The following is a 25,842-nucleotide window of genomic DNA, read 5'->3' as shown; positions in this document are numbered from 1 at the left end:
TACTCACCCGTCCGCCGCTCGTCATCTTCTAGCAAGCTAGAAATGTTACCGCTCGACTTGCATGTGTTAGGCCTGCCGCCAGCGTTCAATCTGAGCCATGATCAAACTCTTCAATTAAAAGTTTTTTGAAGCCTAAGCTTCTGCTCAATGAATACTGTGATGATATCTTTCGATATCGAATTGACTGTGCTGCAACAAGTAAACTTGTTGCTGTTGGTCACTCACTTTCCATTTAAGGAAAAAACATTGAGACTCTAAATTTTTTTGCATCATCTAGCGAACTAGAATCGGCTGTTAGAACTCAATCTGTACGAGTGCCCACACAGATGATTGCTTCATATTTTTAAAGAACGTTGCGACTTGTTGTCGCTGCGGCTTTCACCGCGTCAGGGCTGCGCATTCTACGCTTTCCTAATTTGTTGTCAACACTTAATCTTGAGAAAGTTTTCATTTTTCAAAACTGAGTTTTACTTGACTCAACCTTTACCTCGTTCAGCGCTATTCGTTGCTGCCCGCCGTGTCGGTGGATGCGCATTATAGGGAGATCGAAATTCAGATCAACACTTTTTTTAAAGATCTTTTCCGTTCGCTCAAAATACAAACAAAGAGAGCTTTTTTACTACTTAAACGACCAGATATTAGTCAATTTTTAGGAATATAAATGAAGATCCTGCCTTTAAATGTTGCTATGTGAACTAATCTGGTTAAGATAAGGCTTTTCGTTTTGTTAAATTAATGTTTATTCCATGTATATTGGTAGATCACAATGACATCAGCTAATCTAAAAACAATTATAATCTCCGTTTGTAGCGCAGTTTTAGGCTACGTTCTTCTCGCTTTCGTTTTACCTACGTCCTCTTTATCTGCGCCATTGGCATTTGCATTAGGTGCGGCGAGCACAGGGATCCTGTTGTTGGTGCTTAACGGCAAAAGCGACGGTACGGCTACTGAGGAAGCCGCAACGGACACCAGGACACTTTATGTAGGTAATCTTCCTTACCGTGCCAACGAGCATATGGTTAAAGAACTATTTGAACAACACGGCATGGTGTTTAGTGTGCGCTTATTAAAAGATAAGCATACGGGCAAACGCCGTGGCTTTGGTTTTGTCGAGGTCGCATTAAAGGACGCCGACCTAATGATCAATCAGCTTAATGATAAGGAATATCAGGAAAGAACGCTGAAGGTCAGAGAAGCGAAGCAAAAACAAGATAACGAAGAATAAAAAAGAGGGCTTAGCCCTCTTTTTTATTCTTTAACCCAAACTCGGGTTCATTAGATACCATCACCATCTATATGCAAGCCACATTCTCGGCTTAAGCCAAAGAAGCGCGTTTCTTCCTCTGTCATCCCTGGCTCAAGTTTACGCGTGGTGTGAACATCACCCATAGACACATAACCCTGCTCCCACAGTGGATGATAAGGCAAGTCATGCTTGCTTAGATATTGGTAGACGTCACGGTTATCCCATTCAATGATGGGATACACTTTAACGGTTCCCCGACTGATTTCGACTATGTTCTTGTCTTGACGGGTACTTGATTGCTGACGTCGCAGGCCACTAAACCAGGTTCCAGCCTCTAGCTCCTGCAAGGCCTGAGTCATAGGCTCGACCTTATTAAGCTGGTTATACATTTTGATCCCCCCTTCACCCTGCTCCCACAACTTGCCGTATTTGGCTTCTTGCCAGGCCGGGCTTAGCTGCGATTTATAGACCTTTAGATTCAGCTGTAAGCGCTGCGTTAACTGGTCAATAAATTGATAGGTTTCCGGGAACAGATGACCGGTATCGGTCAGGACCACAGGGGTATCCTGTTTTACACTGGTCACCAAGTGCAGCATCACGGCAGCTTGTATACCAAAGCTGGAGGACAAAATATGCGTACTCGGCAAATTTTCCATCGCCCATTGCACCCTTTGCTCAGGGGTTTTATTGGCTAAGATGGTATTGATATCCACCAACAGAGCCTGCTGCTCGGCTTTATCAAGCGTTAATATCTGACTAAATGCGCTCATTTTCTTGTCCTCGCATTAGGCTTACGCGTAAAAGTCTGTTTTCGATACCTTGACCTCGGCAACGATCCCCTGACGGATCACGAAATCACCGAAACCTTCCGCATCATTGCGCTCACTGGCCCAGCGGCCAATCAGTTCATCAAGGGCATTGAGATACACATCTTCACCCACATTCTCTAAATAGAGTTTAGGTATACGTGTACCTTCGCGGTTGCCGCCTAAGTACAGGTTGTATTTACCTGGACCTTTACCTACCAGACCGGCTTCGGCCAACATGGCACGACCACAACCATTAGGGCAGCCAACCACGCGTAAGATAATGTGATCGTCGGCAACACCATGCTTAGCCAAGAGCGCTTCCGTCTTTTCAATCAGGTCCGGCAAGTAACGCTCTGCTTCCGCCATAGCCAGTGGGCAGGTCGGTAAGGCCACACAGGCCATTGACGCCTTACGCTGCTCAGTATGGGTGTCGTCGATAAGGCCATGCTCACGAGCAAGCTGTTCAATCACCGCCTTTTGATCCGCAGGAACACCGGCAATGATCAGGTTCTGGTTAGCCGTCATGCGGAAATCACCTTGGTGGATCTCGGCAATTTTGCGACAACCGGTTTTTAAGGCCTTATCAGGGAAATCAAGAATACGACCGTTTTGAATAAACACTGTGAGGTGATGTTTACCATCTATACCTTCAACCCAACCGAAGCGGTCGCCACGGTGCGTAAACTCATAAGGGCGACTTTCTGCAAACTTCACACCGGCACGTTTTTCAACTTCTGCCTTAAAGGCATCGCTGCCAAAGGTATCTAGGGTGTATTTAGTCTTGGCATTTTTACGGTTAACTCGGTTACCCCAATCGCGCTGCACAGATACAACGTGCTCGGCAATGGCCAGGGTGTGCTCAAGCGGCACATAACCAAAGTCATCCGCCTTACGCGGGTAAGTATTTACGTCACCATGAGTCATGGCCAGACCACCACCTACCAGGACGTTAAAACCAACTAACTTGCCGTTTTCGGCAATGGCCACAAAGTTCAAGTCGTTGGCATGCACATCCACTTCGTTGTTCGGTGGAATGGTCACAGTCGTTTTAAACTTACGTGGCAAATAGGTTGAACCTAAGATCGGCTCTTCTGTGGTTTCCGACTTTTCACCATTTAACCAGATCTCTGCGTACGCTCGGGTTTTTGGTAGCAAATGCTCGGAGATCTTCGCCGCCCACTCATAGGCTTCCTGATGCAGTTCCGACTCCACCGGGTTGGTGGTGCACAGTACGTTACGGTTTACATCACCAGCGGTAGCAATAGAGTCGATACCGACGCTGTTAAGCATCTGGTGCATATCTTTAATATTCGGCTTTAAAACACCGTGAAACTGGAATGTTTGACGGGTCGTAAGTCGAATCGAGCCATACATGGTCTTTTCTTCGGCAAACTTGTCGATGGCTAACCATTGTTCTGGCTTGATGATGCCACCTGGCATACGGGCACGCAGCATCACATTATGTAAAGGTTCCAACTTTTGCTTGGCACGCTCAGGACGAATATCACGGTCGTCCTGCTGATACATGCCGTGGAAACGGATCAGCTGGAAGTTATCGGCGGTAAAGCCACCGGTGATCTGATCTTTAAGATCCTCAGCTATGGTGCCGCGTAAAAAATTACTATCTGTTTTTAAACGCTCGTTGTCAGCAAGTTTGGCTTGTGGATCATGCTTGCTATTTGGCTTGTAATCGCTCATTTCAATTCCTACATTCGGGGCGCTGACGGGCGCTTAATAAACATCTTTTTGGTAACGGTTAGCGCTGCGTAGCTCTTTCAAATATTGCTCGGCGCTCTCATCATCTTTGCCACCCTGGGCTTTGATCACATCAATTAAGGCCTGGTGTACGTCTTTGGCCATGCGCGAGGCGTCACCACAGATATACAGATGAGCGCCCTGCTCTAGCCAGGCAAACAACTGCTCACCCTGTTCACGGATACGGTCCTGTACATATACTTTCTGCGCCTGATCGCGGCTCCAGGCCACATCAATCTTAGTAAGTAGACCCGACTTCAAGTAGCCTTGAATTTCGGTTTGATACAAGAAATCCTGAGTAAAGTGTGGGTTGCCGAAAAACAGCCAGTTATTACCTTGTGCATCACGAGCTTCACGCTCTTGTAAGAAGGCGCGGAAAGGTGCAATACCTGTACCCGGACCTATCATGATCACTGGCGTATTATCATCAGCAGGCAAACGGAAATTATCATTGTGCTCGGTAAATACCTTAATGGTCGCGCCTTCTTCGGCAAATCGACCCAAATAACCAGAACAACCACCCAGGTGCTGCTCGCCAAAACCGTCGAACTCAACCACGGCAAGAGTAAGGTGCACTTCGTCTTCCACTTCGGCCTGGCTTGAGGCGATAGAGTAAAGACGCGGCTGCACTTTGCGCAGGCTGTCTACTAGCTCTTGGGCGCTCACCTTGGCCGGGTTTTGTAAAATAACATCATAGGTTTGGCGCGCTTCTATGTACTCGCGCATCGCCGCTTTATCTGCAACCAGCGCCAGTAATTCGGCGTTTTCTGTCACAGCCGCGTATTTCTCCACAAAGCCAGGGTAAGACTGGGTTAACTCCAAACGCTCGATTAATGCGTCACGTAAACTTAAAGCCTCATCGCCCAAGGTTACCTGAGTCTCGCCATCTAGCTCTAAGGTCGCTAAAACCTTATCGACCTTGGTTTCATCGTTAAGGAAATATACGCCCAATGAATCCCCAGGTTGATACTGGATACCAGAGTCTTCCAAAGAGATCTCGATATGGCGCACATCTTTTGTTGAGTCGCGACCTGTGATCTTCTGCACCGTCACTAATTCGGCGGCAAATGGGTTTTGCTTGTTGTACTGGCTAGCTGCGCCCGCGGTCATCGGCATGCTTACCACATTACTATTCGTTTGCTGGGCTTTAAGGTCGGGCTCGAAAGCATCCAGAGCGCCATTGATCCAGGCATCACTGTGGTCTTCATAATCCACATCCAGATCGGCACGCTGCAGTATCACTTCGGCTCCGAGCTTAACTAAACGCTCTTCAAAATCTTTTGCGGTTTGGCAGAAGAATTCATAGCTGGAGTCACCCAAACCCAGCACGGCAATTTTTACACCTGCTAATTTTGGTGCTTTTTTCGTGGCTAAAAACTCATACAGGGCTTCGGCATCTTCGGGCGGCTCACCCTCACCATAAGTAGATACCACTATGCTGATAAACTGCTCTTTCTTCAGCGCCGTTGGTTTGTAATCAGCCATGCTCACCAGGTTTACCGCCAGGCCGCGTGCTTGTGCCTGCGCTTGCAATTGCGTGGCCACGCCCTTGGCATTACCGGTTTGCGAGCCATATAGAATGGTCAGAGTTGCGGCTTCGGCGACATTACTTGCCGCACTCGCCACGCCACCAGCCAAGGCGGCACTGTTAGCATTGCCGGCCAGGTAACCACTCACCCAGGCCTGCTGGATTGGATTTAATTCGGCCACCAAACCTTGGAGTTTTTGCACCTGCTCAGGTGTAAGCGGGCTCGCCGCCGCGTTCAGCTGGTTTAACAACATCTTTTTTCCTCTAACCCAAAACCGCATCGCCTTTGCGCCATGCAGTATAAAATTCGTGTTTGCCCGGCAACAAAAAAGGTGAATACCAGGCTATGGTGAGCCTGAAGCATACCTAGGTGCGAAGGCAGGAAAAAAGAATAGAATCTGCTTTGTTATTCCAATTGGTTATTAATTTCGTTTTTTTCCAACAAAAACAGTTTAAAAGAGGGGTTAGATGAGTCTTACCCGCGGCAAAGAGAAGGGAGGTGATTTGCGCGCAATAAAAAAGCGCCATTTGGCGCTCTATTAGTCTTCTACGGCGTAGATGGTGACTTCTATCCCAGCACCTATGGCGGAGATACGCAGCAAGGTATCGGCGCTGATGGCTTCATTAAAGCATTTTGGTGAATGCCCTGAACTAAAGCCCAAGTCAAAGGTGCGGCGCGAGCAGGTCAGCCATTGTTTTAATGCAGCCTTAGAACAAGACTCGATCAGCTCACACAATTCATTAATAGCTTTATCTGGGCTGATGGCATCGCTGTTGGCCTCAAAGCGAGCCAACTGGCGGGTATCATCCTTGTCATAATGCAGCACCACAGCGCGCTTATCCAAGTCGGCAACCAGGGCACTAATGTCCTGTTGCGATTCCAGCTCAAGATCAACGTTAAGAAATTGAATGTCTGCCATCTAGTGTTTTGCTCCCGTTTACGCCACAGGCCGGTTAAGTTTAAATCTGCGTCATTGTGTCATATTGACCATTAATAACAAGGGCGTACACTGGAGTTATCCACCTCTAGGCGATAACAATAATGAATAAGCGCCTTTTTAAACATAGTAGAACAATCCATAAGTGGGCGGGCTATGTGCTTGCCTTGCAACTTTTAGCCTGGTTATTCGGCGGCCTCTTTATGAGTGCCATGCCTTTACATTATGTGCATGGTAAGCATTTGGCCCAAAAGCAATTAACCAACCCTTTTAGCCACAGCGACTACAGCGCCTCGGTTGATTCCATCCGCGCCGCCATGCCGACTTTAACCCAGATTACCTTTGGCCACCGCCTCGACACTCCCATAATAGTCGCCAGCGATCAGCACCAGACCCAACTGTTCGATGGCCGCAGCGGCCAGAGCTTAAGTGATATCAACGAGCAACAGGTTGCTGTCCTAGCCCAGGCTCATTACTTAGGCGAGGCACAAATAAGCAGTATCAAAGCATTAGCACAGGGGCCGCTGGAAATAGAAAACCGCCCGCAGGTGTGGCAGGTTGAATTTGCCGATTGGTGCGCCACCACCTTATATTTTGATCTGCATAGCGGCGAATTTATTAGTGTACGCTCCACCATTTGGCGCATCTTCGATTTCTTCTGGATGCTGCACATTATGGATTATGACGAGCGCAACAACTTCAATAACCCCTTGTTGATCGGCTTCGCCCTGAGCGCCGTCTTGTTTGCCCTAAGCGGCATCATGCTGCTGTTTCAAAACCCGCCCTGGCGACGACGCCGCAAAGTTTAGGAGCGAAAGTGCTGCTTTAGCAGTTGCGCAAAGGCTTGCACCTTGGCACTACGGTGCATTTGGTGGTGCGTTACCAGCCAGACATCATGCTGCCAATTCAGCTCCTCGGGCAGCACAGGGCGCAGCTGCGGATATAGGCGCGCCACCTCTTTTTGCATGCCGCCAATCCCCAGAGCATTGACGATGGCGCGGTTGGCGTCGGATGTTTCCGACACCCGCAGGGTGATTTGCGACGCTTTAATATGCTCATCAACCCAGGCAAAGTAAGGAACTCGGCTATTAAAACCGGTTACCCCGGAAATAAAATGATGCTGCTGCAACTCACTTAACGACTTGGGCTCCCCCATACGCGCCAAGTAACGTTCATGGGCAAAGAGTCCGGAATCTCGGATACACAGGTGCTGGGCAATATAGTCTCCTTCGTCAGGACGCGGACCGGCGCGCACGGCTATATGCGCCTGACCATGATCCAGACGTAAGCGCTTTTGATCTAAGAGTATCTCTAGCTGCACTTGCGGATGACGCTTTTGAAAAAGCTCACATACGGGCGCCAAAATATCGATAAAGCCACTAACAGTGGTCAATAACAATGAACCGCTTAATGTGGTGTCGGCGGCCATAATGCTGCTGTGCAGAGATTCGAGTTGCTCGTTGATCTGCTCAGCACTGGCAAACAGCTGTGCGCCGGTTTCTGTCATCGTATAGCCGCGGGCATGACGATGAAACAAACGGGTATTCAAGCTTTGCTCGAGATGGTTAATGCGGCGCAGCACTGTGCTGTGATGCACACCTAGCGCCTGAGCTGCCGAAGTCAGGGTGCCGCGGCGGGCAACCTCAAAGGCCACCTTAATATCCTGCCAATCGCTAAACTCACTTGCCATAGCTTCATCCTTATGTGTTTATATGCACATAAGCTTTGCGTTTTTTATGCTTTTATGCAAGGCGATTTTCTTTTAAAGTAACCTCCAAGCACATAGCAACCATTGCCACTGCATAAGGATCACTAACATGACTAACGCAAAAATTATCGCCCTGGCGGGCAGCCTACGTAGCAACAGTTTTAACCACGCCGTTATCGCCCATGCCGCTGAGCTGGCAATGCAACAAGGCGCGGAAGTTGAAGTTATATCCCTGGCCGAACTTGACCTGCCTATGTTTAATGAAGACGTTGAAGCCCAAGGCACGCCCGCAAGCGTCATCATTCTTAAAGACAAGCTGCGCTCGGCCGATGCCATCTTGTTGGCCAACCCGGAGTACAACGGCTCTATCACTGCAGTGTTAAAGAATGCCATCGACTGGGCATCACGCACCGAGCCAGGCGCCACCCCGGCATTTCGCAATAAGGTGGTAGCCTTATTTGCCGCCTCACCCGGTGGACTAGGTGGTCTGCGTGGCCTTAACCATGTTCGCGATATTCTCAGCGGCATCGGCGCCCTAGTATTAGGGGATCAGCTTGCCATTGGCGGCATTCACACTCTTGTTGATGAGCAAGGTCAGATCAATGACGCCGCTACCAGCGAGAAAATCAATACCCTTACGGCGCAATTGGTCGATGTCACCAATAAGCTAAACGGCTAGTTTAAACTCGCGCGAAAGCGATACAAGCCAATCAGATTGCTGGTGAGGAACAAAGCCTCCATCACCATGGCCACTGGCGAACCGGCAATCACCGCATAAGCCAGCCAAAAGCAGGTGCCAACTAACATGCTGAGCCGCATGTGCACCTGCTCTCCCTGAAAAGCCGCATAGGTTTGCAAACAACTGCCGGCCACCGCCAATAACGACCACCAGGAATCCATTACCAAGACGCCAAGCACTAAGGCGCAAAGGATAAAAAAACGCATCAATTGCCGTCGCTGATAGCGAATGCTGATGGCATAACGCACCGACGCCAGCGCCATTAAGGCCGCCCCCGCCGCTTGTTGCAACAAAATATAATGAATGGACGTCAATGCCGTCGAGGCGACCAAACAGGCCAGCACATAATGACGGCGATAGAATTGAAACGACATTATATCAAGCGCCACGGCAATGGCCGCTAGCGCTTGGGAAATAAGATAATAGGTCATGCTTCCTCCGCGCGCTGATAATGAACGGACGATGGCAAAAGCGCCTTAACCTTTGTTAATTCGGATTAACTAATTCCCAGACGAGCACGAATACGTGACAGGCTGACCGCGCTGATCCCCAAATACTTAGCCACCTGATGCAAACTCAGCTGTGCCAACCAGTGACGGCGGTGTTGATAGAGATATTGATAGCGCTGCTGCGGCGTTTGCAGCAAGAGAAAGGCTTCTTTGGCTTCCTTATACAGCACTTGCTGTTTTAACAACGCCAGCACCAGGGCTTGCCAATGGGGCCGAGAGAGAACACCAATAGGCACGCGCAATACCTGGCTAGGTTTAAGCACCTCAATATTGTATTGGGCAGCACCTTGATTGATCCAGGCACTGTAGAGAAACACCAGCTCACCGGCAAAATAAAACTCTTTATAATGCTCGCAGCCCGCTTCATCTAGATGAGTGGCCACCAGCACGCCGGAAACAATATAGTAGGCATATTCCTGTGCCTCTCCCTGGCTAAGTAAGCGCTGCCCCGGTGTTAACTCCAGGCGAGACTTTTCCGATGTCGCCTCTATCTGCGCTTGCAGCTGATGATTAAGCTCGGGGTTGACCTCACCCAGTCCTTCATAAGCCATGTCGGTTTTTTTAATTTTCCGACTGACTGGCCGACTGGGCCGCTAATTTGGCTTTAATAAAGTCGTTGTGGGTAACATAGAGCAAATCGGCAACGCGACGCACCACATGCTCCTCGTGTTTATCCAGCTCGCCATCCGCATAGGCCAGTTGCCACAGCAGTTGCACTATTTCCACCCTTTGCTCGGCACTGGTGTTGTCATTGATCTGCTTGGAAAAACGAAAATAGTCGATGGCTTCATCCAAATCCAAGGTGGCGGCCTTGATCAGGGTATCCACCTGCTCCATCTCCAGGGCAAAGTACTTTTGTAATAAGGTCCGTAAGCTTGCTTGCTCTTGTGCCTGTAGCTCGCTATCGGCGCGCATCACCTCAACCAAAAGGGCAGCCACCGAGATTTTAAAATCAGGTAACCGCGGCTGCTCGGGTGTTGCCGCTAGGGATGTAAAAAACTGCTTAATATGCTCTAACATGGCAGGGCCCTCGGTAAGTGTTACACTCACTGTAATAGATACGCAGTACTGAGACAACAGGGGCATTATGACTCTACTTACACCTTGGCTGGCAAGCATGTCGATATTACTGGCAGCCAGTAGCTACGCACAAACGCCCGAGGGCAAACGCGAGAAGCTTTATGATTTCGATGAAAAGGTACATTACTACCAAACCAAGCTGGCCGATAAGCGCTATCGCCTGGAAGTAGTGGCCGATGATTACCAGCACTTTCAACGCCAGAGTGTGTTTCTGCTGCGCCACGCACGCAAGTTGTGCCGAAGCGGCGCGTTTAATATACAGGTATTTGAAGGGGTGCAGGAATACGACAGCTTCCCCACTACCCCACGCGCCTATGAAGCTAACCTGCTGACTGAAGTCAGCTGCGATTAGTCCGTATAACCCCAAGGCGCGGCTGGCGCCTCAATAGGCTTGGTCAGGTCAAAATCAACGCGGAACTCACGCCCTTCACGCACTAAGCGATAAGTGAACTTTTCAGGGTAGATATACATTTGCCAGGTATTGCCGATGGACTGGGGAATACCCTGAGCAACAAACAACTCTTTGGAATACTGATCCGCAGGGAAAGACTGCACATTGGCAAAGCCGGCATCCTGGGTATGGCCGCCATACATGGTTGAGGCGTCGTCGGTGCCGTCTTCATGGCGGTGATCATGCTTCAGGCTCAGTCCACTGCCAGTTTTAGTGATAATCCAGGTGCGTGACGCATCTTCGCCCACATGAAACGGAATTTGCAATTCGCTGTCGCTACAACGACGCACATGCATCACCAGCTTGGCCTCGCTAAAGCTGCTTGAACCGGCGTTATCAACACTCACTTCACCTTGGTAGGCTTTACCGCAATGGGCTTTGAGATTGTTAAAAAACGCATCGTGGCTAGGAATAGACACTAAAGGCGCAGGGCGTGCAGCGGCAACTGTGCTCAGACTTAATACTGCCGCACTAATGGCAAAAGCTAATTTCATGATGTTCATCCATTACAAAAATAAAGCGCCATACTAGCGCTTAAATTATAGATATTGCGAGTTTTTGAGATTATTGCCAAGGGCGCTCTGCCTGTAACTGCTGCTCAAAGGCTTCAATTTGCGGATTAAACTGCTCGGTGACGCCGATAAAATCCAGGCCGCTAAGCAGACGCTCCTTAATATCGGCGCGTACCTCAAAGGCAATGGGCGCAAAGGCCGGGCTCAGCAATTGCTGGTTTTGCAAATCGACCTCTATATGCAAAGGCGTGTCGCCCTGCGCCAAGGCAAATAAGGCATCCAGCTGCTCGCCCGACAAGGTAATGGCCAGCATCTGGTTATTGGCACAGTTATTAAAGAAGATATCGGCAAAGCTTTCGGCAATAATCACACTGAAGCCATATTGCTTTAATGCCCAGGGCGCGTGCTCGCGGGATGAGCCACAGCCAAAATTATCACGGCTAAGCAGCACGCTGGCACCCTGATATTGCGGGTAATTAAGCACAAAGTTTGGATCCGGGTCACCGCTTTCCAGGTAACGCCAGTCGTAAAACAAGGCCTTATCAAAACCATCGCGACTGGTGGAGGTTAGAAACTGCTTCGGAATAATCTGATCCGTATCGACATTATTTTTATCCAAAGGGGCGACTAACCCGGTGTGAAAATAGCTCATTAGTTGGCTCCTTGAATATCGACGAAATGGCCGGCGATGGCGGCGGCAGCGGCCATGGCTGGACTGACCAAATGAGTGCGACCACCGCGCCCCTGACGGCCTTCAAAATTACGGTTAGAGGTGGAGGCGCAGCGCTTACCCGGCGCTAAACGATCATCATTCATGGCCAGGCACATGGAGCAGCCCGGCTCTCGCCACTCAAAACCAGCGGCCTTAAAGATTTCCGCCAAGCCTTCTTGTTCCGCTTGTTTTTTCACTAATCCTGAGCCGGGTACAATCAAGGCCTCAATGCCAGGGGCTACCTGCTTACCGGCAACAATTTCGGCGGCAGCGCGCAAATCTTCAATGCGGCTATTGGTACAGGAGCCTATAAACACGGTATCAACGCTGACCTCACTCAACTTTTGCCCCGGCTTAAGATCCATGTATTTCAAGGCGCTGCGAATGGCATCGGCCTTGATTAAATCCGTCTCTTGCTGCGGATCGGGAATAGGCTCATTCACACCTATGACTTGCTCCGGGCTGGTGCCCCAGGTGATTTGCGGCTGTATCTCGGCAGCATCAATCTCGATGACCTTATCAAATACCGCATCGGCGTCACTGCGTAAGGTCTGCCAGTAGGCAACGGCGGCGGCAAAGTCTTCACCGCGCGGTGCAAAAGGACGCCCCTCAAGGTAAGCATAAGTTTTTTCATCCGGGGCAATTAAGCCGGCCTTGGCGCCCATTTCTATACTCATATTGCACAGCGTCATGCGCGCTTCCATAGACAGTGCTTCAATGCCGGTGCCGCAAAACTCCGCCACATAGCCTGTGCCACCGGCGGTGCCTAATTGACCTATCACCGCCAAAATTAAATCTTTTGCCGTGACCGTCGGACGTAAAATGCCATTGACCTGAATTTTTAACGACTTGGCTTTTTTCTGCTGCAAAGTTTGAGTCGCCAGTACATGTTCAACCTCAGAAGTTCCTATGCCGTGCGCCAAGGCACCAAAAGCACCATGGGTGGAGGTATGGCTGTCGCCACAGACTATGGTGGTGCCGGGTAAAGTAATGCCCTGCTCTGGCCCCATGACATGGACTATGCCCTGGTTAATGGAATCAAGATCGTACAAGACGATACCAAAGTCTTTGCAGTTTTGCGCCAGGGCCTGCAACTGATTACGCGACACCTCGCTGGCGGCATCGAGTGAGCGGCTCTTGGTGGAAACGTTATGATCCATGGTGGCAAAGGTTTTTTGCGGGCAGCGCACCGAGCGGTTTTTCTCGCGCAGACCGGCAAAGGCCTGGGGCGAGGTCACTTCATGCACCAGGTGACGGTCGATATAAAGCAAATCGGTTTGTTCGTTTAAATGGGCAACACAATGCGCCTGCCAAATTTTGTCGTATAGGGTTTGGGCCACTTGCTCGTTCCTCATTCTCGGTTAAATACGCTCAACAATGGCCTTGGCCACATCTCTAGTGCTATAGCCCGCGTGCGGGAAAATATCTGGGGTGCCGACACCGGCGGCCACCGCTTCGGCCACCGCTTTTTCAATGCGCCGCGCCGCTTCGTCTTGGCCCAGGGAATAACGCAACATCAGTGCCGCACTTAAAATCTGCGCTATGGGATTAGCAATGCCCTGACCGGCAATGTCTGGGGCCGAGCCGCCGGCAGGTTCATACAGACCAAAGCCAGATTGGTTCAGACTTGCCGAAGGCAGCAAGCCCATGGAGCCGGTGATCATCGCGCATTCGTCGGAAAGAATATCGCCGAACAGGTTATCGCACAGCAGCACATCAAATTGGCTGGGCTGTTTAACCAACTGCATGGCGGCGTTATCTATATAGATGTGATCTAAAGTGACATCCGGGTAATCGCAACTCACCTCATTAACCACCTCACGCCATAGCACGCTGGTTGCCAACACATTGGCCTTATCCACCGAAGTCACATGATTTCGACGCAGGCGCGCGGCATCAAAGGCAAAACGGGCGATGCGCTCGATTTCTTCACGAGAATAAGTCTGAGTATCAAACGCCGCTTCCTGAGCGCCGCTGCCACTGCGACCCTTTTCACCAAAGTAAATACCGCCGGTCAGCTCGCGCACGCATAAAATATCGAAACCGTTGGCACTGATATCCTGGCGCAGCGGCGACGAATGACTCAACGCCGGTAATAGTTGCGCCGGGCGCAGGTTACAGAACAAACCAAAGTGTTTGCGCAGCGGCAACAAGGAAGCACGTTCCGGTTGCTGCTCTGGCGGCAGGCCTTCCCATTTAGGGCCGCCAACGGCACCAAATAAGATGGCGTCGGCACGCTCGCAGGCAGCCAAGATATGCGCCGGCAAAGCTTCACCAAATTCATCTATGGCACAACCGCCAACCGCATGATGCGCCAAGGTTAGGGAAAATCCGAATACCTCACTGGTGGCCGCCAAAACCAGCTCGGCCGCCGCCATGACTTCCGGGCCTATGCCGTCGCCCGCTAATACGGCGATACTATAACTTTGTTGACTCATCCTGCTTTCCTTTGTTGCTTTAAGTTCGACACCTGTTGGGCCCGATAAATAATGTTGTACACACGCACCATGGCATGCACCGAGGCTTCAACAATATCTGCCGCCAAGCCTGCGCCGTGATAGGTGCGCCCTTGATATTTAGCAATAATATCCACCTGACCCAAGGAGCTAGCGCCCTGACCTGTGGCGTCCAGGTTATATTCGATCACATCCACATCCATGCCGGTTAAGCGCGCTAAGGCAGCAAACGAGGCCTCAACAGGGCCATTGCCCGTGGCCGCTTCTTGTTTTTGCTCGCCGGCCACACTAAGGCCGATAGTCGCAGTAGCCACAGATTGGGAGTTGGAAGTGGCATTGACATACTGCAGTTGGTAATGCTCGTCCTTATCGCGGATTTGATTAAAGTAGATCATAGCTTCCAGATCGTAGTCATAAACCGTGCCTTTTTGGTCGGCCAGCTCCAAGAAGCTGGTATACAAGCTGTCCATATCATAGTCGTCGCCATGGTAGCCAAGTTCACTGAGGCGGTGCTCTATCACATGGCGACCTGAGCGCGAGGTCATATTTAACTGGTTACTGGGCACGCCGACACTTTCCGGCGACATAATTTCATAGGTATTTTGCGCTTTTAGCACGCCATCCTGGTGAATACCCGAGCTATGGGCAAAGGCGTTTTCGCCAACAATGGCTTTATTAGGCTGCACCGGCATATTGCATATTTTCGCCACCTGACGTGACGCCCGGTAAATCTCCTCACTGCGAATATCCGTATGCACCTTAAGGTGGTCCTGACGCATCTTCATGATCATCGCCACCTCTTCCAAGGAGCAATTACCGGCGCGCTCGCCGATACCGTTAACCGTGCATTCGATTTGGCGCGCCCCCGCTTGCACCGCGGCAATGGAGTTGGCCACCGCCAAACCCAAGTCATTGTGGCAGTGCACGCTTAAGCGCGCCTTATCTATGTTCGGCACGTTATTCATTAAATGATGGATCATCGCCGCATACTCATCTGGGGTCACATAACCCACGGTATCCGGTAGGTTAATGGTATTGGCGCCAGCGGCTATGGCCTGCTCGACGATGCGGCATAGATGATCATGGGGCGTGCGCCCAGCATCTTCACAGGAAAATTCCACATCATCGGTATAATTACGGGCTTGCTTAATAGCCTTCACCGCCATAGCGGTGGCATCGTCCAAAGACATTCGTAACTTATGCTCTAAATGCAGTGGACTGGTGGCGATAAAGGTATGAATACGCCCCTGCTGCGCCGTTTTTAAGGCCTCGCCGCAGGCTTCAATGTCTTTAGCTACCGCTCGTGCCAAACCACAAATAATCGGCCCCTTTACTTCGCTGGCGATACGCTGCACGGCACGAAAATCGGCGGGACTGGAAACCGGGAAGCCCACCTCCATCACATCAACATTAAGGCGACTGATAGCATGAGCGAGTTGCAGCTTGTCATCTTCGGTCAAACTTGCCTTTAGTGCCTGCTCACCATCGCGTAAGGTGGTGTCAAAGATCCAAACCTTGTCTTGCATTTTATGTCCTCATCCTCAGTGCCCAATGCCAAAAATTAACCCGTTAGAAATAAAAAAACCCCGCTAGGTGCGGGGTCTTATTCAAAGTCTGTGTCACACACAGCCAACGCGCTACGCCCCGCAGTCTTGCTCTAGAAGCAGCAGGTTGAGTAAGCGAGTAATTGACTGAGTAGTGTGCATCATGGGTATTCGTTCGTTAGTAAGTTGGCTATTTTTTAACACTAACCACGGGATAGAAGCAAGCATAAAAAATCCAACAAAAAGGGATTCAAGCCGGTTTTTAAGAAAAATAATTCCAACTAAAAACAAAAAGTGGAATATAAAAACCAAGATGCGAGGAAAAGACACAGAGGCTAACTCTGCGCCTGGGGATCTCTGCGTATATTATTTTATTTTAATAGCTGAGTTTATTTGCTGTTTTTTTGCGCGTAATGATACCCGCCGAAGGAAATATATCTAAGCTGCCACTGCAAACGCTCTACCAGCTCCTCGCGGGCCTGACCTTCTAAATCCAGTGCTTCGGCGCCTGAGGTAAAAACGATTGTCACCATGGCCTCGGCCTGCATATAGGCATGATGGCTATCACACTGGGTTTCCCCTTCAAGATAATGAGCCAGCTCCAGAATAAAGTGTTTGATCTCGCGAGCAACGGCGGAACGAAATGCTTTCGAGGTACCCGATCGCTCCCGCAGCAGCAGCCGAAACTGATTGGGCTGGTTGTCGATAAACTCCATAAAGGTCAGCACTGAGGTGGAGATCACACTGCCACCACTGGCGATACGACGGCGCGCCTGACGCATCAACTGGCGCAGGGTTAAACCGGCTTCATCAACCATGGTCAGACCCAGCTCGTTCATGTCTTTAAAATGACGATAGAAGGACGTCGGAGCTATGCCAGCTTCACGGGCCACCTCACGCAAACTGAGGTTAGAAAAGCTATGCTCAGCACTTAATTGGTTAAAGGCCGCCGCAATCAATGCTTGACGGGTTTTCATTTTTTGCTGGGCGCGAACTCCGGCCATGCTTGCCACCTAGACTGATAAAAACTCAAGTCTAATACTTGACGCTAAGAGATTGAACCTCTATTTTAGCGTACACTTGTACGCCGAGATTTATTTTCATGAAAAAACCACCTGTTTTATGGCTCAATGTGCTCTTCTTTAGCCTATCCTTTGTAGCCGCTATTACCCTAGTTCCCTGGTATGGCATAACCCATGGCTACAGCGCTTCGCATTGGTGGGCCTTTGTTGCCTGTATGTTTTTTGCCGGTCTTTCAATCACCGCCGGCTATCACCGTTTATGGGCTCATAAAGCCTATGAGGTACACCCAATTATTGAAGTTATCTTTGCACTAGGCGGCGCCTTTGCTTTGCAAAACAGTGCCTTGCACTGGAGCAGCGACCACAGGGTACACCATGGTCAGGTCGATGATCCGGACAAAGACCCCTATGCCGCCACCCGAGGTTTTTGGTACAGCCATATTGGCTGGATGCTGCGTGATTACCAGGGCGAGGCCTACGGCAACTACAACAATGCCCGCGACCTGCAACGTAACAAGGTGGTCATGTGGCAACATAAGCATTATATGAAGTTGGTGATCTTGATGAATATCGGCCTGCCCCTGCTGCTTGGGGTTCTTTTTGGTGACATCATTGGCATGCTGCTACTGGCGGGCTTACTACGTCTGGTGTTATCGCAGCACTTTACCTTCTTTATTAACTCCCTGGCCCATATCTGGGGCTCGCGTCCTTATACACAAAAAAATACCGCCCGTGATAATGGCTTGCTGGCGCTGTTTACCTATGGCGAAGGCTATCATAACTTCCACCATATTTTTGCCAGCGATTACCGCAATGGTATTCGTTGGTGGCATTATGACCCTACCAAGTGGATGATCCGCACCTTTGCCTATGTGGGGCTGGCGAAAAAACTTAAACGCACACCCATAGAACGCATCGAGCAGGCCAAGGCGCAAACCTTATTGACTAAAACCAAGGTCGAACTTGCCGCCAAGGAAGTCGCTCATGATAAACTGGCGCTATTGCAAAACGAGTACGAAGTATTGCTGAAAAAACTGCAGCATTTTTGTCAGGTACAAAAGCAGGTGCTTGAAGCAAAAAAGAATTCGATGCTGCAACAATGCGAAAAATCCGCTTTAATGAAGCAATATCATGAACTAGAAGATGCCTGGCAAACACAAAAGCAGGCCTGGTTGGCGTTAAATGCACGCTTACTAAAGGCGCATAGCTAAGAGCTGATTGCCAAGTTTAAAAGGGTAAAGGAGTGAGCGTGGCCAAACAAACCACAAGTAAGAAGAAGCCCGAGGCGGCATACCAGTATGACGCCATTATTATAGGAACAGGCCCGGGCGGTGAAGGCACCGCCATGAACCTGGCCAAAAGCAATAAAAGGGTGGCGGTGATCGAACGCCAGCGCGCCGTCGGCGGTGGTTGTGTGCATTGGGGAACCATTCCCTCAAAAGCCCTGCGTCACTCGGTCAGCCGCTATATCGAATACAAGGCCAACCCCTTATTCAATATGTCCGAGCGCCCTAGTCGCCTGACCTTTGGCGATATCTTGAATCATACCAGTGCGGTGATCTCCAAGCAGTCGAACCTGCGTAGCAGCTTTTATGAGCGCAACCGTATCGACCTGTATCAAGGTGATGCCAGCTTTATCGATCAGCATACGATTCAGGTGCAGCATCAGGACGGGTCAATCGAGCAACTAAGTGCGCCCACCATAGTGATAGCGACCGGCTCGCGCCCCTATCGTCCGGCAGAAATCGACTTTAATCATCCCCGCGTCTATGACAGCGACACTATTTTAAACCTGCAACACGATCCACAGCGCATTCTTATCTATGGTGCCGGTGTGATTGGTTGTGAGTACGCTTCTATTTTCAAAGGCTTAGGCACTAAGGTTGACTTGGTTAACACCCGAGATCGCTTGCTGGCCTTTATGGATGACGAAATTTCAGATGCCCTGAGCTACCACTTTTGGAACAGCGGCATCTTTATTCGCCACAATGAAGAATTCGATCACGTTGAAACCCGCGACAACGGCATCATTATGCATATGAAGTCGGGCAAACGGGTTAAGGCCGACTGCCTGCTCTTTGCCAATGGCCGCACCGGTAATACAGACACCTTAAACCTGGCAGCGGTAGGCTTAAAGGCCGACAGCCGTGGCCAGCTTAAGGTTAATGAGAGCTACCAAACCGATGTCGATAATATCTATGCGGTCGGTGATGTCATTGGTTACCCCAGCCTGGCTAGCGCCGCCTTTGACCAAGGCCGTATCTGTGCCGATGCCATAGTCAAAGGGGAATGCAACGAAAAGCTGATCTTGGATATTCCTGCCGGCATCTACACCATTCCGGAAATGAGCTCTGTGGGTAAAACCGAGCAACAGCTGACCGCCGCCAAAATTCCTTACGAGGTAGGTCGCGCTCAGTTTAAACACCTGGCACGGGCGCAAATTGCCGGCACAGAGGTAGGTAGCCTAAAAATTCTATTCCATAGCGAAACCAAGGAAGTGCTAGGTGTTCACTGCTTTGGTGAACGTGCCTCGGAGATTGTCCATATCGGCCAGGCCATTATGGAGCAGAAAAATGGTGGTAATAATGTCGAATACTTCGTCAACACCACCTTTAACTACCCGACCATGGCCGAGGCCTACCGAGTAGCGGCGCTAAACGGACTTAATCGTTTAGTTTGATATAGATTAAGAAAAATACCCTTTATAAACATCAAAATGGGCCTTGTGCCCATTTTTTATCATTCATCCCTTGTTCAACTGTAAAATTATTGTAAACTTGATGATATAATAAGAAAAAGTTAGGAAAAGGGAATGAAAATACGTGCCTTTGGTCTTTGTGCAGCATTAAGTCTGGCAAGTTTCGCCACATTCGCCGATTATTCCAGCGCGCAGAAAGATCTCCAAAATAAAAATTTCGACGCCGCCTTCTCTGAATTTAAAAAGCTCGCCGAGCAGGGGCACCCCCAAGCCATGTTCGAGCTGGCCAAGATGTATGAACAGGGTCTTGGAGCCACAGCCGATATCTACAACGCTTTTTCTTGGTATATGCTCGCCCTGGATTACGGTAACGATGATGCCAAAGAACGCTATCGTGACATCCGCAGTGCAGTCCCCTCTCGTAAAGACGGGAAAGACCGCTACAAGGCACTAGCTTACCAATTCGGTTTTGACAAACATCAGCGAACCCTGGCACCCGTTGAAGATAAATCCGGCCACGATGCTCGCTATATTTCGGTTAAACAAAAGGTAAATCCGGAATATAACGATGCAGGTGGTATTCAAAGCGCTTGGGCTACGGTGAGCTTTGACGTCAACCAGCAGGGTCATGTTATAAACGAGCGGGTAATAGCCTCCTTCCCGAAAGGAGTTATAGATGACGCCGCCTTAGCCGCTATTACCCAGTGGCAATACAATGTACCTAACGACTACAGCGGCGAGCCGCAAGCTGTGTTCGACCTCACTCACACCTTCGAGTTGCAAAGCAGCCAGAGCAATTATCGCCGTGAATATAAGTCACAACTGGCGGAGTATTCACAAAAACTCAAAGCACTCGCCGATCAAGGCAATAATTACGCCGAAGCCCGCTACGCCATGATGCTGGAAGCCAATTTGGTAGAAGGCAGCGAAGAGCATTACCTGGATTGGTACTACCGTGCCGCCATCAATGGTAACTATGATGCGCAGTTATGGTTAGTACGCTGCTTTGAATACGGCACCGCCTGTAAAGCCGATAAGAAAAAAGCCTATAACTGGTTGGAAGTAGCCAGCCACAGTGGTAACGAGCGTGCCCAATATCAATTGGCCAACAAGCTGCTTGACTATGAAACGGTTCATTATGACCTGGATAAAGCAGCGAAAATCCTTAAACAAGCAACGCATCAGCAGTATCTTCCGGCCATGATAGCCTATGCCAAGCTGCTGGCTTTTGCCGATAAGGAATCTATCCGTAACTATGAAGAAGCGGTTAAGTACGCCGAGCTGGCTCGCGCTGAAGCACCAGATAACCCGGTACTGCTTTCCGTACTGGGTGTTGCCTACAGCGAACTGGGACGCATGCAGCAAGGTGAAAAATACCTGCGCCAGGCCTACGACGAAGCCAAACGCCGTAACTGGCCAACGCAAAATTACCTGGAGCTAATGGAAGGCCGCGCCTCCATGATGGCCAATGGCACCAGCCTGATTTACTAAAGGCTAGGTTATAAAGCGACAGACACAAAAAAGCCCGCCACGCGGGCTTTTTCTTTAAGCTGTAATTACTTGTGGTATTGCGCACTTAGCTCATGCACGGCATTGATAAAGGCACCTGCGTGCTCAGGATCAACGTCCGGGGTTATACCATGACCTAAGTTAAAGACATGACCAGTGCCATGACCAAAACCGGCCAGAATCGATGCTACTTCTTCACGAATACGCTCAGGTGAGGCGTGCAGCATGGATGGGTCCATATTACCCTGCAGTGCCACCTTGTCGCCTACACGGCGCTTGGCATCGGCAATATCTATGGTCCAATCCAGACCTATGGCATCACAACCGGTCGCAGCAATCTTTTCAATCCACTGACCACCGCTCTTAGTGAACAAGGTAACAGGTACCTTGCGGCCATCGTTTTCACGAATTAAGCCATCAACAATCTTGTGCATGTAACGCAGTGAGAACTCTTCGTAGTCACGCGGGCTTAATACCCCACCCCATGAATCGAAAATCATTAAGGATTGGGCACCGGCTTTTACCTGAGCATTCAAATAGCTGGTCACCGAGTCGGCCAGCTTGTCTAACAACAAGTGAAGCGTTTTAGGCTCAGCAAAGGCCATTTTCTTAATTTTGCCGAAGGTTTTGCTTGAACCGCCCTCAACCATGTAGGTCGCCAAAGTCCAAGGTGAACCAGAGAAGCCGATTAAAGGCACTTCGCCCTTAAGTTCGCGACGAATGGTACGTACCGCGTTCATCACGTAGCCCAGCTCGTCTTCTGGATCGGGAATAGCGATCTTGGCAACATCAGCATAGCTGCTTACCGGGCGCTCAAATTTAGGGCCTTCACCGGTTTCAAAGTACAAGCCCAAGCCCATGGCATCAGGAATGGTCAAAATGTCGCTGAACAGAATCGCCGCGTCCAAAGGATAACGACGTAATGGCTGTAAAGTTACCTCACAAGCGAGCTCGGCATTTTTACATAAGCTCATAAAGTCCCCTGCCTGAGAGCGGGTAGCGCGATACTCTGGCAAATAGCGACCGGCTTGACGCATCATCCATACCGGCGTTTTATCAACGGGCTGTTTAGCTAAGGCACGTAAATAACGATCATTTTTCAATTCGCTCATGGCGTAACTCTTTCGGTTCAAATTTTAGTTGGGCAGAATTCTACCATAACCTAGATTCACTATGATGAAATAGATCATGGAAATGCACATTTGTGCGTCAGTAAATGTGAAGCTTGATAAAAAAATGTAAAATTTTTTGTTAAAACAACTTGCAACGCTTATACGACCTTGGTATAACTAATTCCGTTCTAGAGAATAATAATAAAAAGTTAGAACAAACATAATAAAAAGAAGCTCGTACAACGAGACAGCTAAAGAAATTCGGCCACCCTTGCGGTGGCTTTTTCTTTTCCAGCGCTTAATTTTCCTAACCTGCCTGATTACAATCATCCGACCTCCGCGCTGTAATAATCTGAAATAATTATTATCAAAAATAGGTTGACCTTTGCCTCAGATTTCCCTTTCATAGGAGATAATGCCAGCGAGGTTAGGAGAACAATGATGTTATCGCAATTGGAAAAAGCACAACAAAAATGGGGCGGCAGCCATAGCGTCATCGATAAGTGGTTAACCGATCGCCAAGAACTCTTAGTACAGTACTGCGCCCTAGCAGGCCCGGCACACCATGGTAAGCATGATCAGGCACTACCGGAGCAAACCTGCATCCAAAGCTTTTGCCAATTATTGATGGATTACCTTTCAGCCGGCCACTTTGAAATCTACGATGATATTGTTAAACAATGCGAAAGCCGCGGCGAAGACAGCTTAAAGCTGGCGCGTTCCTTGTACCCACAAATTTCCGCCACCACGGATATCGCTCTAGACTTTAACGATAACTACGCGGAAAGCAAAAACGACGATTTACTTGAGAACTTCGATAAAGACCTATCGCAGCTCGGCGAAGCACTAAGCATTCGCTTTGAATTGGAAGACGAGTTGATCCACAACCTCTACACCAATCACAGCTAGTTCATTGGTATCAACACACAAAAAAGCCCCGCTCATTGAGTGGGGCTTTTTTTTGCGTTTATGCTTGTGCGCGACCTTGCTGGCCAGCGCACAAAAACTAACCCTGATTACTCAGCGTCAGTTTTTTCCGCTTTAACGATTTCAAGCAGCTCAACTTCGAATACAAGTGTTGAGTTAGCAGGGATCTTACCTAGGTCACGCTCGCCGTAAGCAAGCTCTGAAGGGATAGTGAACTTGTACTTAGAACCAACAGGCATAAGCTGTAGACCTTCAGTCCAGCCAGGGATAACGCGGTTAAGCGGGAAGCTGGTAGGTTCGTTACGTGAGTAAGAGCTGTCGAACTCGGTGCCGTCAATCAAGGTGCCTTTATAGTGTACCTTAACTGTATCGGTTTCAGCTGGCTTGTCGCCTTCGGCAGCCGTCAGCACTTCCCACTGTAGGCCAGATTCAGTTACTGTCACGCCTTCTTTCTGAGCATTATCAGCTAGGTATTTTTCACCTTCTTCTTTGCTCTTAGCAGCAGCGGCTTTCGCTTGCTCTTGTTGCTTAGTACGTACTGACTCATCAAGAGTAGTTAGCACTTCACGAATTTTCTCTTCGTCTAGCTTGGCTTCACCGGCTAGTGCATCTTTAAAACCACGTAGCATAAGCTCTTGGTCAAGCACGATACCTAGCTCTTTTTTGTCCGCTAGATCTTTGTTTAGGAAAGTACCCACAGAGGCACCGATACCATAAGCCTGTTGCTGAGCTTCAGTTTCTAGTTTTACTTCTTTTACTTCTTGCTTAGCTGCTTCTTGGTTACACGCTGTAAGGGCTAGCACTGACGCCGCTACAAGCGATAGCTTAATTGTTTTTTTCATATCTATCTCCAGCAACATAGAGTTGCCAATTTAAGGTTACAAAACTAAATTTTGATTAACAGACTTTAACCCGTAAGGCCCATTTATCCAACTCTAGCATGAGGCTGTTTTTCTAATTACTTTAATGAAATAATTAGAAAAACAACCTAGAGTCGCGATTAAACAAAATCAATCGACCCTAGTCTAACTGCTTGAGGCAACAGAGTTAAGGGACACTTGCAAATTTATGATAATAATTCGCACACTGCTCGGTACGGCCTTATTAAGCCTAATTATTGCCTGTCAGCCGCAACAATCCGATGCCGTTAAACAGCACCCTCATGCCGCCACCGGCGCCTATGATGCCGCAATTTCAGAAGACGGTCGCTATAGTCTGGTGTCTACAGTAGAACATGGTGTCGCCGCCTGGGACAATCAAGTCAATGCCCTGAAATTTCAATGGTACTTGAGTGAAGATGAACAGAATCTGGTTATCGCCCTGGATATCGCCGCCGATAACAGTACGGCGGTCACTGCCACCAAGGAAGAGTTTGCGCTCTGGGATATGAACAGTGGCGAAAACCTGGGTTATTATCAAATCGACCAATCTCATATTCGCGATATCGCCCTGAGCAAGGGGGGCCGCTATGTGCTCTATGGCCGAGCCGACGGGGTTGCCGTACATATAGATATGCAAACCGGGCGTCGCATCGAGTTTCTTGGTCATCAGGAAAAGATCAACGCGGTGGCGCTCTCCCCTAATGGTCATTACGCCCTGACCGGTGGCAACGACTACAGCGCCTACCTTTGGGACACCCGCAGCGGTCAGGTGGTGTATCGTTTTAATCATGCCAGTCGCGTGACCCAGGTGGCCTTAGATCCACAAGGGCGCTTTGCCTTTAGCGCCGGCAGCAAACGCCAAGCCAGCATTTGGGATCTGACAACAGGTGCGCAGCACAGTAATTTGCAGTATATTGCCCGCCAGAAAATTTTCAGCGCGGTACGTTTTTCCGCCGATGGCCAGTGGCTCGCTACCGGCTCACCGAGTCGTGAAGTGGTGCTGTGGAATACCAGCAGCGGCGAGCGCGTGCTGGATTATCAGGTTGCGGCCAGAGCCAATAGCCAGCCCAAATCGGCGGTTGTCTTTGCCGTGGCCTTCAACGAAGAGAATCAACTGATCACCGAAAGTTCCAGTGGTCTGTCTGAATATTTTGAGATTAAGAGAAACCCATGAACCACTTAGAAGCACGTATTGAAAGTCTCGAGGCCAAGGTGGCGTTTCAAGACGAGACCATAGATATACTTAATGATGAGCTTAAAGCGCACCAGCAGCAGATGGCAAAGATGCGCCGCCAGATGGAGCTACTGGGCGAGAAGTTCCGTGAAGTGCAAAGCAGTTCGACCATGATGCCGCAGGAGCAAGAGCCGCCCCCGCCGCATTACTAACGGACCCTAAACTTACTCCGGTTTAAAAACGCCGATCACCTGCTCAAACTGACGCGTTGAGGCTTGCACGGCGTTTTCCGGCTGGGTCATGCTATGACCGCACTCAACGCATTGTACTTTTTCCACATCATGTTCTTTGTACAGCATCATGGTATCCATCTGCTGGCACTCGGGACAACTGGCTCCGGCGATAAAACGCTTTTTCTGTTTCATATTTTCAACCCCTTGACCGTCAACATTCGGCCTTACGCCGCCAGTTTATCATAAAAACTTTCCCGCTAGGGCACAGACTCCGTGATATGATGTCGGCCATTATTCAC

27 protein-coding genes and 1 rRNA gene are annotated in these 25,842 nt (G+C 49.5%); 10 read left to right on the top strand and 18 right to left on the bottom strand.

What is annotated here, in order from left to right; translation table 11 throughout:
• Positions 1–117: ribosomal RNA gene (locus WCN91_RS14350) — 16S ribosomal RNA — on the bottom strand; the annotation flags it as partial.
• Positions 118–766: 649 nt separating this feature from the next.
• Here WCN91_RS14350 and WCN91_RS14345 point away from each other — a divergent pair.
• Positions 767–1,225, top strand: a complete 459-nt coding sequence (locus WCN91_RS14345; protein WP_342680058.1) for an RNA recognition motif domain-containing protein — start codon at positions 767–769, stop codon at positions 1,223–1,225.
• 50 nt (positions 1,226–1,275) lie between these two features.
• Here WCN91_RS14345 and WCN91_RS14340 read toward each other — a convergent pair whose 3' ends face one another.
• The 4 genes from WCN91_RS14340 to WCN91_RS14325 all read right to left on the bottom strand — a co-directional run bounded on the left by WCN91_RS14340 (position 1,276) and on the right by WCN91_RS14325 (position 6,258).
• On the bottom strand, positions 1,276–2,016 hold the full coding sequence (locus WCN91_RS14340) for a phosphoadenylyl-sulfate reductase (protein WP_342680057.1): 741 nt from the start codon (positions 2,014–2,016) through the stop codon (positions 1,276–1,278).
• Positions 2,017–2,037: 21 nt separating this feature from the next.
• Positions 2,038–3,753 (bottom strand): assimilatory sulfite reductase (NADPH) hemoprotein subunit, encoded by a 1,716-nt coding sequence (gene cysI / locus WCN91_RS14335; protein ID WP_342680056.1) that lies wholly within the window; start codon positions 3,751–3,753, stop codon positions 2,038–2,040.
• A 33-nt stretch (positions 3,754–3,786) separates the two neighbouring features.
• The gene (locus WCN91_RS14330; RefSeq protein WP_342680055.1) at positions 3,787–5,592 is read right to left on the bottom strand and encodes an assimilatory sulfite reductase (NADPH) flavoprotein subunit; all 1,806 of its coding nucleotides are present in this window, start codon (positions 5,590–5,592) and stop codon (positions 3,787–3,789) included.
• Positions 5,593–5,877: 285 nt separating this feature from the next.
• Positions 5,878–6,258 carry a hypothetical protein gene (locus WCN91_RS14325; RefSeq protein WP_105200395.1) on the bottom strand — a complete coding sequence of 127 codons (381 nt, stop codon included), beginning with the start codon at positions 6,256–6,258 and terminating at the stop codon, positions 5,878–5,880.
• A gap of 122 nt (positions 6,259–6,380) precedes the next feature.
• Here WCN91_RS14325 and WCN91_RS14320 point away from each other — a divergent pair, with 122 nt between their 5' ends.
• Positions 6,381–7,085, top strand: a complete 705-nt coding sequence (locus WCN91_RS14320) for a hypothetical protein (RefSeq protein WP_342680054.1) — start codon at positions 6,381–6,383, stop codon at positions 7,083–7,085.
• Here the strand turns inward: WCN91_RS14320 and WCN91_RS14315 are convergent.
• The gene (locus WCN91_RS14315; RefSeq protein WP_342680053.1) at positions 7,082–7,966 is read right to left on the bottom strand and encodes a LysR family transcriptional regulator; all 885 of its coding nucleotides are present in this window, start codon (positions 7,964–7,966) and stop codon (positions 7,082–7,084) included. The genes WCN91_RS14320 and WCN91_RS14315 overlap by 4 nt on opposite strands.
• Before the next feature lie 127 nt (positions 7,967–8,093).
• Here WCN91_RS14315 and WCN91_RS14310 point away from each other — a divergent pair, with 127 nt between their 5' ends.
• Positions 8,094–8,663 (top strand): NADPH-dependent FMN reductase, encoded by a 570-nt coding sequence (locus WCN91_RS14310; protein ID WP_342680052.1) that lies wholly within the window; start codon positions 8,094–8,096, stop codon positions 8,661–8,663.
• Here the strand turns inward: WCN91_RS14310 and WCN91_RS14305 are convergent.
• The 3 genes from WCN91_RS14305 to WCN91_RS14295 all read right to left on the bottom strand — a co-directional run bounded on the left by WCN91_RS14305 (position 8,660) and on the right by WCN91_RS14295 (position 10,252).
• On the bottom strand, positions 8,660–9,154 hold the full coding sequence (locus tag WCN91_RS14305) for a YgjV family protein (protein ID WP_342680051.1): 495 nt from the start codon (positions 9,152–9,154) through the stop codon (positions 8,660–8,662). The two genes, WCN91_RS14310 and WCN91_RS14305, sit on opposite strands and share 4 nt — an antisense overlap.
• Before the next feature lie 65 nt (positions 9,155–9,219).
• Entirely contained in the window at positions 9,220–9,783 is a 564-nt protein-coding gene (locus tag WCN91_RS14300) for a Crp/Fnr family transcriptional regulator (protein WP_342680050.1), read from the bottom strand.
• 10 nt (positions 9,784–9,793) lie between these two features.
• Positions 9,794–10,252, bottom strand: a complete 459-nt coding sequence (locus WCN91_RS14295) for a tellurite resistance TerB family protein (protein ID WP_342680049.1) — start codon at positions 10,250–10,252, stop codon at positions 9,794–9,796.
• A 67-nt stretch (positions 10,253–10,319) separates the two neighbouring features.
• Between WCN91_RS14295 and WCN91_RS14290 the strand changes: the two genes are divergently transcribed.
• On the top strand, positions 10,320–10,664 hold the full coding sequence (locus WCN91_RS14290; RefSeq protein WP_342680048.1) for a hypothetical protein: 345 nt from the start codon (positions 10,320–10,322) through the stop codon (positions 10,662–10,664).
• Here WCN91_RS14290 and WCN91_RS14285 read toward each other — a convergent pair.
• The 6 genes from WCN91_RS14285 to fabR all read right to left on the bottom strand — a co-directional run bounded on the left by WCN91_RS14285 (position 10,661) and on the right by fabR (position 16,991).
• Positions 10,661–11,257, bottom strand: a complete 597-nt coding sequence (locus WCN91_RS14285; RefSeq protein ID WP_342680047.1) for a hypothetical protein — start codon at positions 11,255–11,257, stop codon at positions 10,661–10,663. The genes WCN91_RS14290 and WCN91_RS14285 overlap by 4 nt on opposite strands.
• 70 nt (positions 11,258–11,327) lie before the next feature.
• A complete protein-coding gene (gene leuD, locus WCN91_RS14280) occupies positions 11,328–11,927 on the bottom strand; it encodes a 3-isopropylmalate dehydratase small subunit (protein ID WP_342680046.1) in 600 nt (199 codons plus the stop codon).
• Entirely contained in the window at positions 11,927–13,327 is a 1,401-nt protein-coding gene (leuC, locus tag WCN91_RS14275) for a 3-isopropylmalate dehydratase large subunit (protein WP_342680045.1), read from the bottom strand. The genes leuD and leuC overlap by 1 nt, the downstream gene beginning before the upstream one ends.
• Before the next feature lie 21 nt (positions 13,328–13,348).
• On the bottom strand, positions 13,349–14,425 hold the full coding sequence (gene leuB / locus WCN91_RS14270; protein WP_342680044.1) for a 3-isopropylmalate dehydrogenase: 1,077 nt from the start codon (positions 14,423–14,425) through the stop codon (positions 13,349–13,351).
• Complete coding sequence (leuA, locus tag WCN91_RS14265; RefSeq protein WP_342680043.1) at positions 14,422–15,969, bottom strand: 2-isopropylmalate synthase; 1,548 nt, start codon at positions 15,967–15,969, stop codon at positions 14,422–14,424. Before leuA ends, leuB begins: the two co-directional genes overlap by 4 nt.
• A gap of 407 nt (positions 15,970–16,376) precedes the next feature.
• A complete protein-coding gene (gene fabR, locus WCN91_RS14260; protein ID WP_105200407.1) occupies positions 16,377–16,991 on the bottom strand; it encodes an HTH-type transcriptional repressor FabR in 615 nt (204 codons plus the stop codon).
• Positions 16,992–17,089: 98 nt separating this feature from the next.
• Between fabR and WCN91_RS14255 the strand changes: the two genes are divergently transcribed.
• The 3 genes from WCN91_RS14255 (at position 17,090) to WCN91_RS14245 (ending at position 21,198) form a co-directional block, all read left to right on the top strand.
• Positions 17,090–18,220 carry an acyl-CoA desaturase gene (locus WCN91_RS14255; RefSeq protein ID WP_342680042.1) on the top strand — a complete coding sequence of 377 codons (1,131 nt, stop codon included), beginning with the start codon at positions 17,090–17,092 and terminating at the stop codon, positions 18,218–18,220.
• Between the two features lie 38 nt (positions 18,221–18,258).
• Positions 18,259–19,689, top strand: coding sequence for a Si-specific NAD(P)(+) transhydrogenase (gene sthA / locus WCN91_RS14250; protein WP_342680041.1), 1,431 nt, complete (start codon positions 18,259–18,261; stop codon positions 19,687–19,689).
• 132 nt (positions 19,690–19,821) lie between these two features.
• Positions 19,822–21,198 (top strand): TonB family protein, encoded by a 1,377-nt coding sequence (locus tag WCN91_RS14245; protein WP_342680040.1) that lies wholly within the window; start codon positions 19,822–19,824, stop codon positions 21,196–21,198.
• A gap of 65 nt (positions 21,199–21,263) precedes the next feature.
• Here the strand turns inward: WCN91_RS14245 and hemE are convergent, their stop codons facing one another.
• Positions 21,264–22,328: a uroporphyrinogen decarboxylase gene (hemE, locus tag WCN91_RS14240; RefSeq protein WP_342680039.1), complete on the bottom strand. Its 1,065-nt coding sequence runs from the start codon at positions 22,326–22,328 to the stop codon at positions 21,264–21,266.
• Between the two features lie 441 nt (positions 22,329–22,769).
• On the opposite strand from hemE, the gene rsd reads away from it, so the two are divergent.
• Positions 22,770–23,237, top strand: coding sequence for a sigma D regulator (gene rsd / locus WCN91_RS14235; RefSeq protein ID WP_342680061.1), 468 nt, complete (start codon positions 22,770–22,772; stop codon positions 23,235–23,237).
• 107 nt (positions 23,238–23,344) lie between these two features.
• On the opposite strand, the gene fkpA is transcribed toward rsd, so the two are convergent.
• On the bottom strand, positions 23,345–24,097 hold the full coding sequence (gene fkpA, locus WCN91_RS14230; protein ID WP_342680038.1) for an FKBP-type peptidyl-prolyl cis-trans isomerase: 753 nt from the start codon (positions 24,095–24,097) through the stop codon (positions 23,345–23,347).
• A gap of 226 nt (positions 24,098–24,323) precedes the next feature.
• Between fkpA and WCN91_RS14225 the strand changes: the two genes are divergently transcribed.
• Together WCN91_RS14225 and WCN91_RS14220 are read left to right on the top strand one after the other, a co-directional pair.
• Positions 24,324–25,310, top strand: a complete 987-nt coding sequence (locus WCN91_RS14225; protein ID WP_342680037.1) for a WD40 repeat domain-containing protein — start codon at positions 24,324–24,326, stop codon at positions 25,308–25,310.
• Positions 25,307–25,522 carry a SlyX family protein gene (locus tag WCN91_RS14220; protein WP_105200413.1) on the top strand — a complete coding sequence of 72 codons (216 nt, stop codon included), beginning with the start codon at positions 25,307–25,309 and terminating at the stop codon, positions 25,520–25,522. Before WCN91_RS14225 ends, WCN91_RS14220 begins: the two co-directional genes overlap by 4 nt.
• Positions 25,523–25,534: 12 nt before the next feature.
• Here the strand turns inward: WCN91_RS14220 and WCN91_RS14215 are convergent, their stop codons facing one another.
• Positions 25,535–25,735 carry a YheV family putative zinc ribbon protein gene (locus tag WCN91_RS14215; protein WP_342680036.1) on the bottom strand — a complete coding sequence of 67 codons (201 nt, stop codon included), beginning with the start codon at positions 25,733–25,735 and terminating at the stop codon, positions 25,535–25,537.
• Between the last annotated feature and the right edge of the window lie 107 nt (positions 25,736–25,842).

Origin of the sequence: Pseudoalteromonas qingdaonensis, assembly GCF_038739665.1 — a bacterium.
GTDB classification, from domain to species: domain Bacteria; phylum Pseudomonadota; class Gammaproteobacteria; order Enterobacterales; family Alteromonadaceae; genus Pseudoalteromonas; species Pseudoalteromonas qingdaonensis.
This window is presented reverse-complemented; position numbering and strand designations above follow the sequence as displayed.

Excerpts from the sequence above, each read along its gene's own strand:
- WCN91_RS14345 (WP_342680058.1), top strand. The coding sequence starts at position 767 with ATGACATCAGCTAATCTAAAAACAATTATAATCTCCGTTTGTAGCGCA.
- WCN91_RS14340 (WP_342680057.1), bottom strand. The coding sequence starts at position 2,016 with ATGAGCGCATTTAGTCAGATATTAACGCTTGATAAAGCCGAGCAGCAG.
- cysI (WP_342680056.1), bottom strand. The coding sequence starts at position 3,753 with ATGAGCGATTACAAGCCAAATAGCAAGCATGATCCACAAGCCAAACTT.
- WCN91_RS14330 (WP_342680055.1), bottom strand. The coding sequence starts at position 5,592 with ATGTTGTTAAACCAGCTGAACGCGGCGGCGAGCCCGCTTACACCTGAG.
- WCN91_RS14325 (WP_105200395.1), bottom strand. The coding sequence starts at position 6,258 with ATGGCAGACATTCAATTTCTTAACGTTGATCTTGAGCTGGAATCGCAA.
- WCN91_RS14320 (WP_342680054.1), top strand. The coding sequence starts at position 6,381 with ATGAATAAGCGCCTTTTTAAACATAGTAGAACAATCCATAAGTGGGCG.
- WCN91_RS14315 (WP_342680053.1), bottom strand. The coding sequence starts at position 7,966 with ATGGCAAGTGAGTTTAGCGATTGGCAGGATATTAAGGTGGCCTTTGAG.
- WCN91_RS14310 (WP_342680052.1), top strand. The coding sequence starts at position 8,094 with ATGACTAACGCAAAAATTATCGCCCTGGCGGGCAGCCTACGTAGCAAC.
- WCN91_RS14305 (WP_342680051.1), bottom strand. The coding sequence starts at position 9,154 with ATGACCTATTATCTTATTTCCCAAGCGCTAGCGGCCATTGCCGTGGCG.
- WCN91_RS14300 (WP_342680050.1), bottom strand. The coding sequence starts at position 9,783 with ATGGCTTATGAAGGACTGGGTGAGGTCAACCCCGAGCTTAATCATCAG.
- WCN91_RS14295 (WP_342680049.1), bottom strand. The coding sequence starts at position 10,252 with ATGTTAGAGCATATTAAGCAGTTTTTTACATCCCTAGCGGCAACACCC.
- WCN91_RS14290 (WP_342680048.1), top strand. The coding sequence starts at position 10,320 with ATGACTCTACTTACACCTTGGCTGGCAAGCATGTCGATATTACTGGCA.
- WCN91_RS14285 (WP_342680047.1), bottom strand. The coding sequence starts at position 11,257 with ATGAAATTAGCTTTTGCCATTAGTGCGGCAGTATTAAGTCTGAGCACA.
- leuD (WP_342680046.1), bottom strand. The coding sequence starts at position 11,927 with ATGAGCTATTTTCACACCGGGTTAGTCGCCCCTTTGGATAAAAATAAT.
- leuB (WP_342680044.1), bottom strand. The coding sequence starts at position 14,425 with ATGAGTCAACAAAGTTATAGTATCGCCGTATTAGCGGGCGACGGCATA.
- leuA (WP_342680043.1), bottom strand. The coding sequence starts at position 15,969 with ATGCAAGACAAGGTTTGGATCTTTGACACCACCTTACGCGATGGTGAG.
- fabR (WP_105200407.1), bottom strand. The coding sequence starts at position 16,991 with ATGGCCGGAGTTCGCGCCCAGCAAAAAATGAAAACCCGTCAAGCATTG.
- WCN91_RS14255 (WP_342680042.1), top strand. The coding sequence starts at position 17,090 with ATGAAAAAACCACCTGTTTTATGGCTCAATGTGCTCTTCTTTAGCCTA.
- WCN91_RS14245 (WP_342680040.1), top strand. The coding sequence starts at position 19,822 with ATGAAAATACGTGCCTTTGGTCTTTGTGCAGCATTAAGTCTGGCAAGT.
- hemE (WP_342680039.1), bottom strand. The coding sequence starts at position 22,328 with ATGAGCGAATTGAAAAATGATCGTTATTTACGTGCCTTAGCTAAACAG.
- rsd (WP_342680061.1), top strand. The coding sequence starts at position 22,770 with ATGTTATCGCAATTGGAAAAAGCACAACAAAAATGGGGCGGCAGCCAT.
- fkpA (WP_342680038.1), bottom strand. The coding sequence starts at position 24,097 with ATGAAAAAAACAATTAAGCTATCGCTTGTAGCGGCGTCAGTGCTAGCC.
- WCN91_RS14225 (WP_342680037.1), top strand. The coding sequence starts at position 24,324 with ATGATAATAATTCGCACACTGCTCGGTACGGCCTTATTAAGCCTAATT.
- WCN91_RS14220 (WP_105200413.1), top strand. The coding sequence starts at position 25,307 with ATGAACCACTTAGAAGCACGTATTGAAAGTCTCGAGGCCAAGGTGGCG.
- WCN91_RS14215 (WP_342680036.1), bottom strand. The coding sequence starts at position 25,735 with ATGAAACAGAAAAAGCGTTTTATCGCCGGAGCCAGTTGTCCCGAGTGC.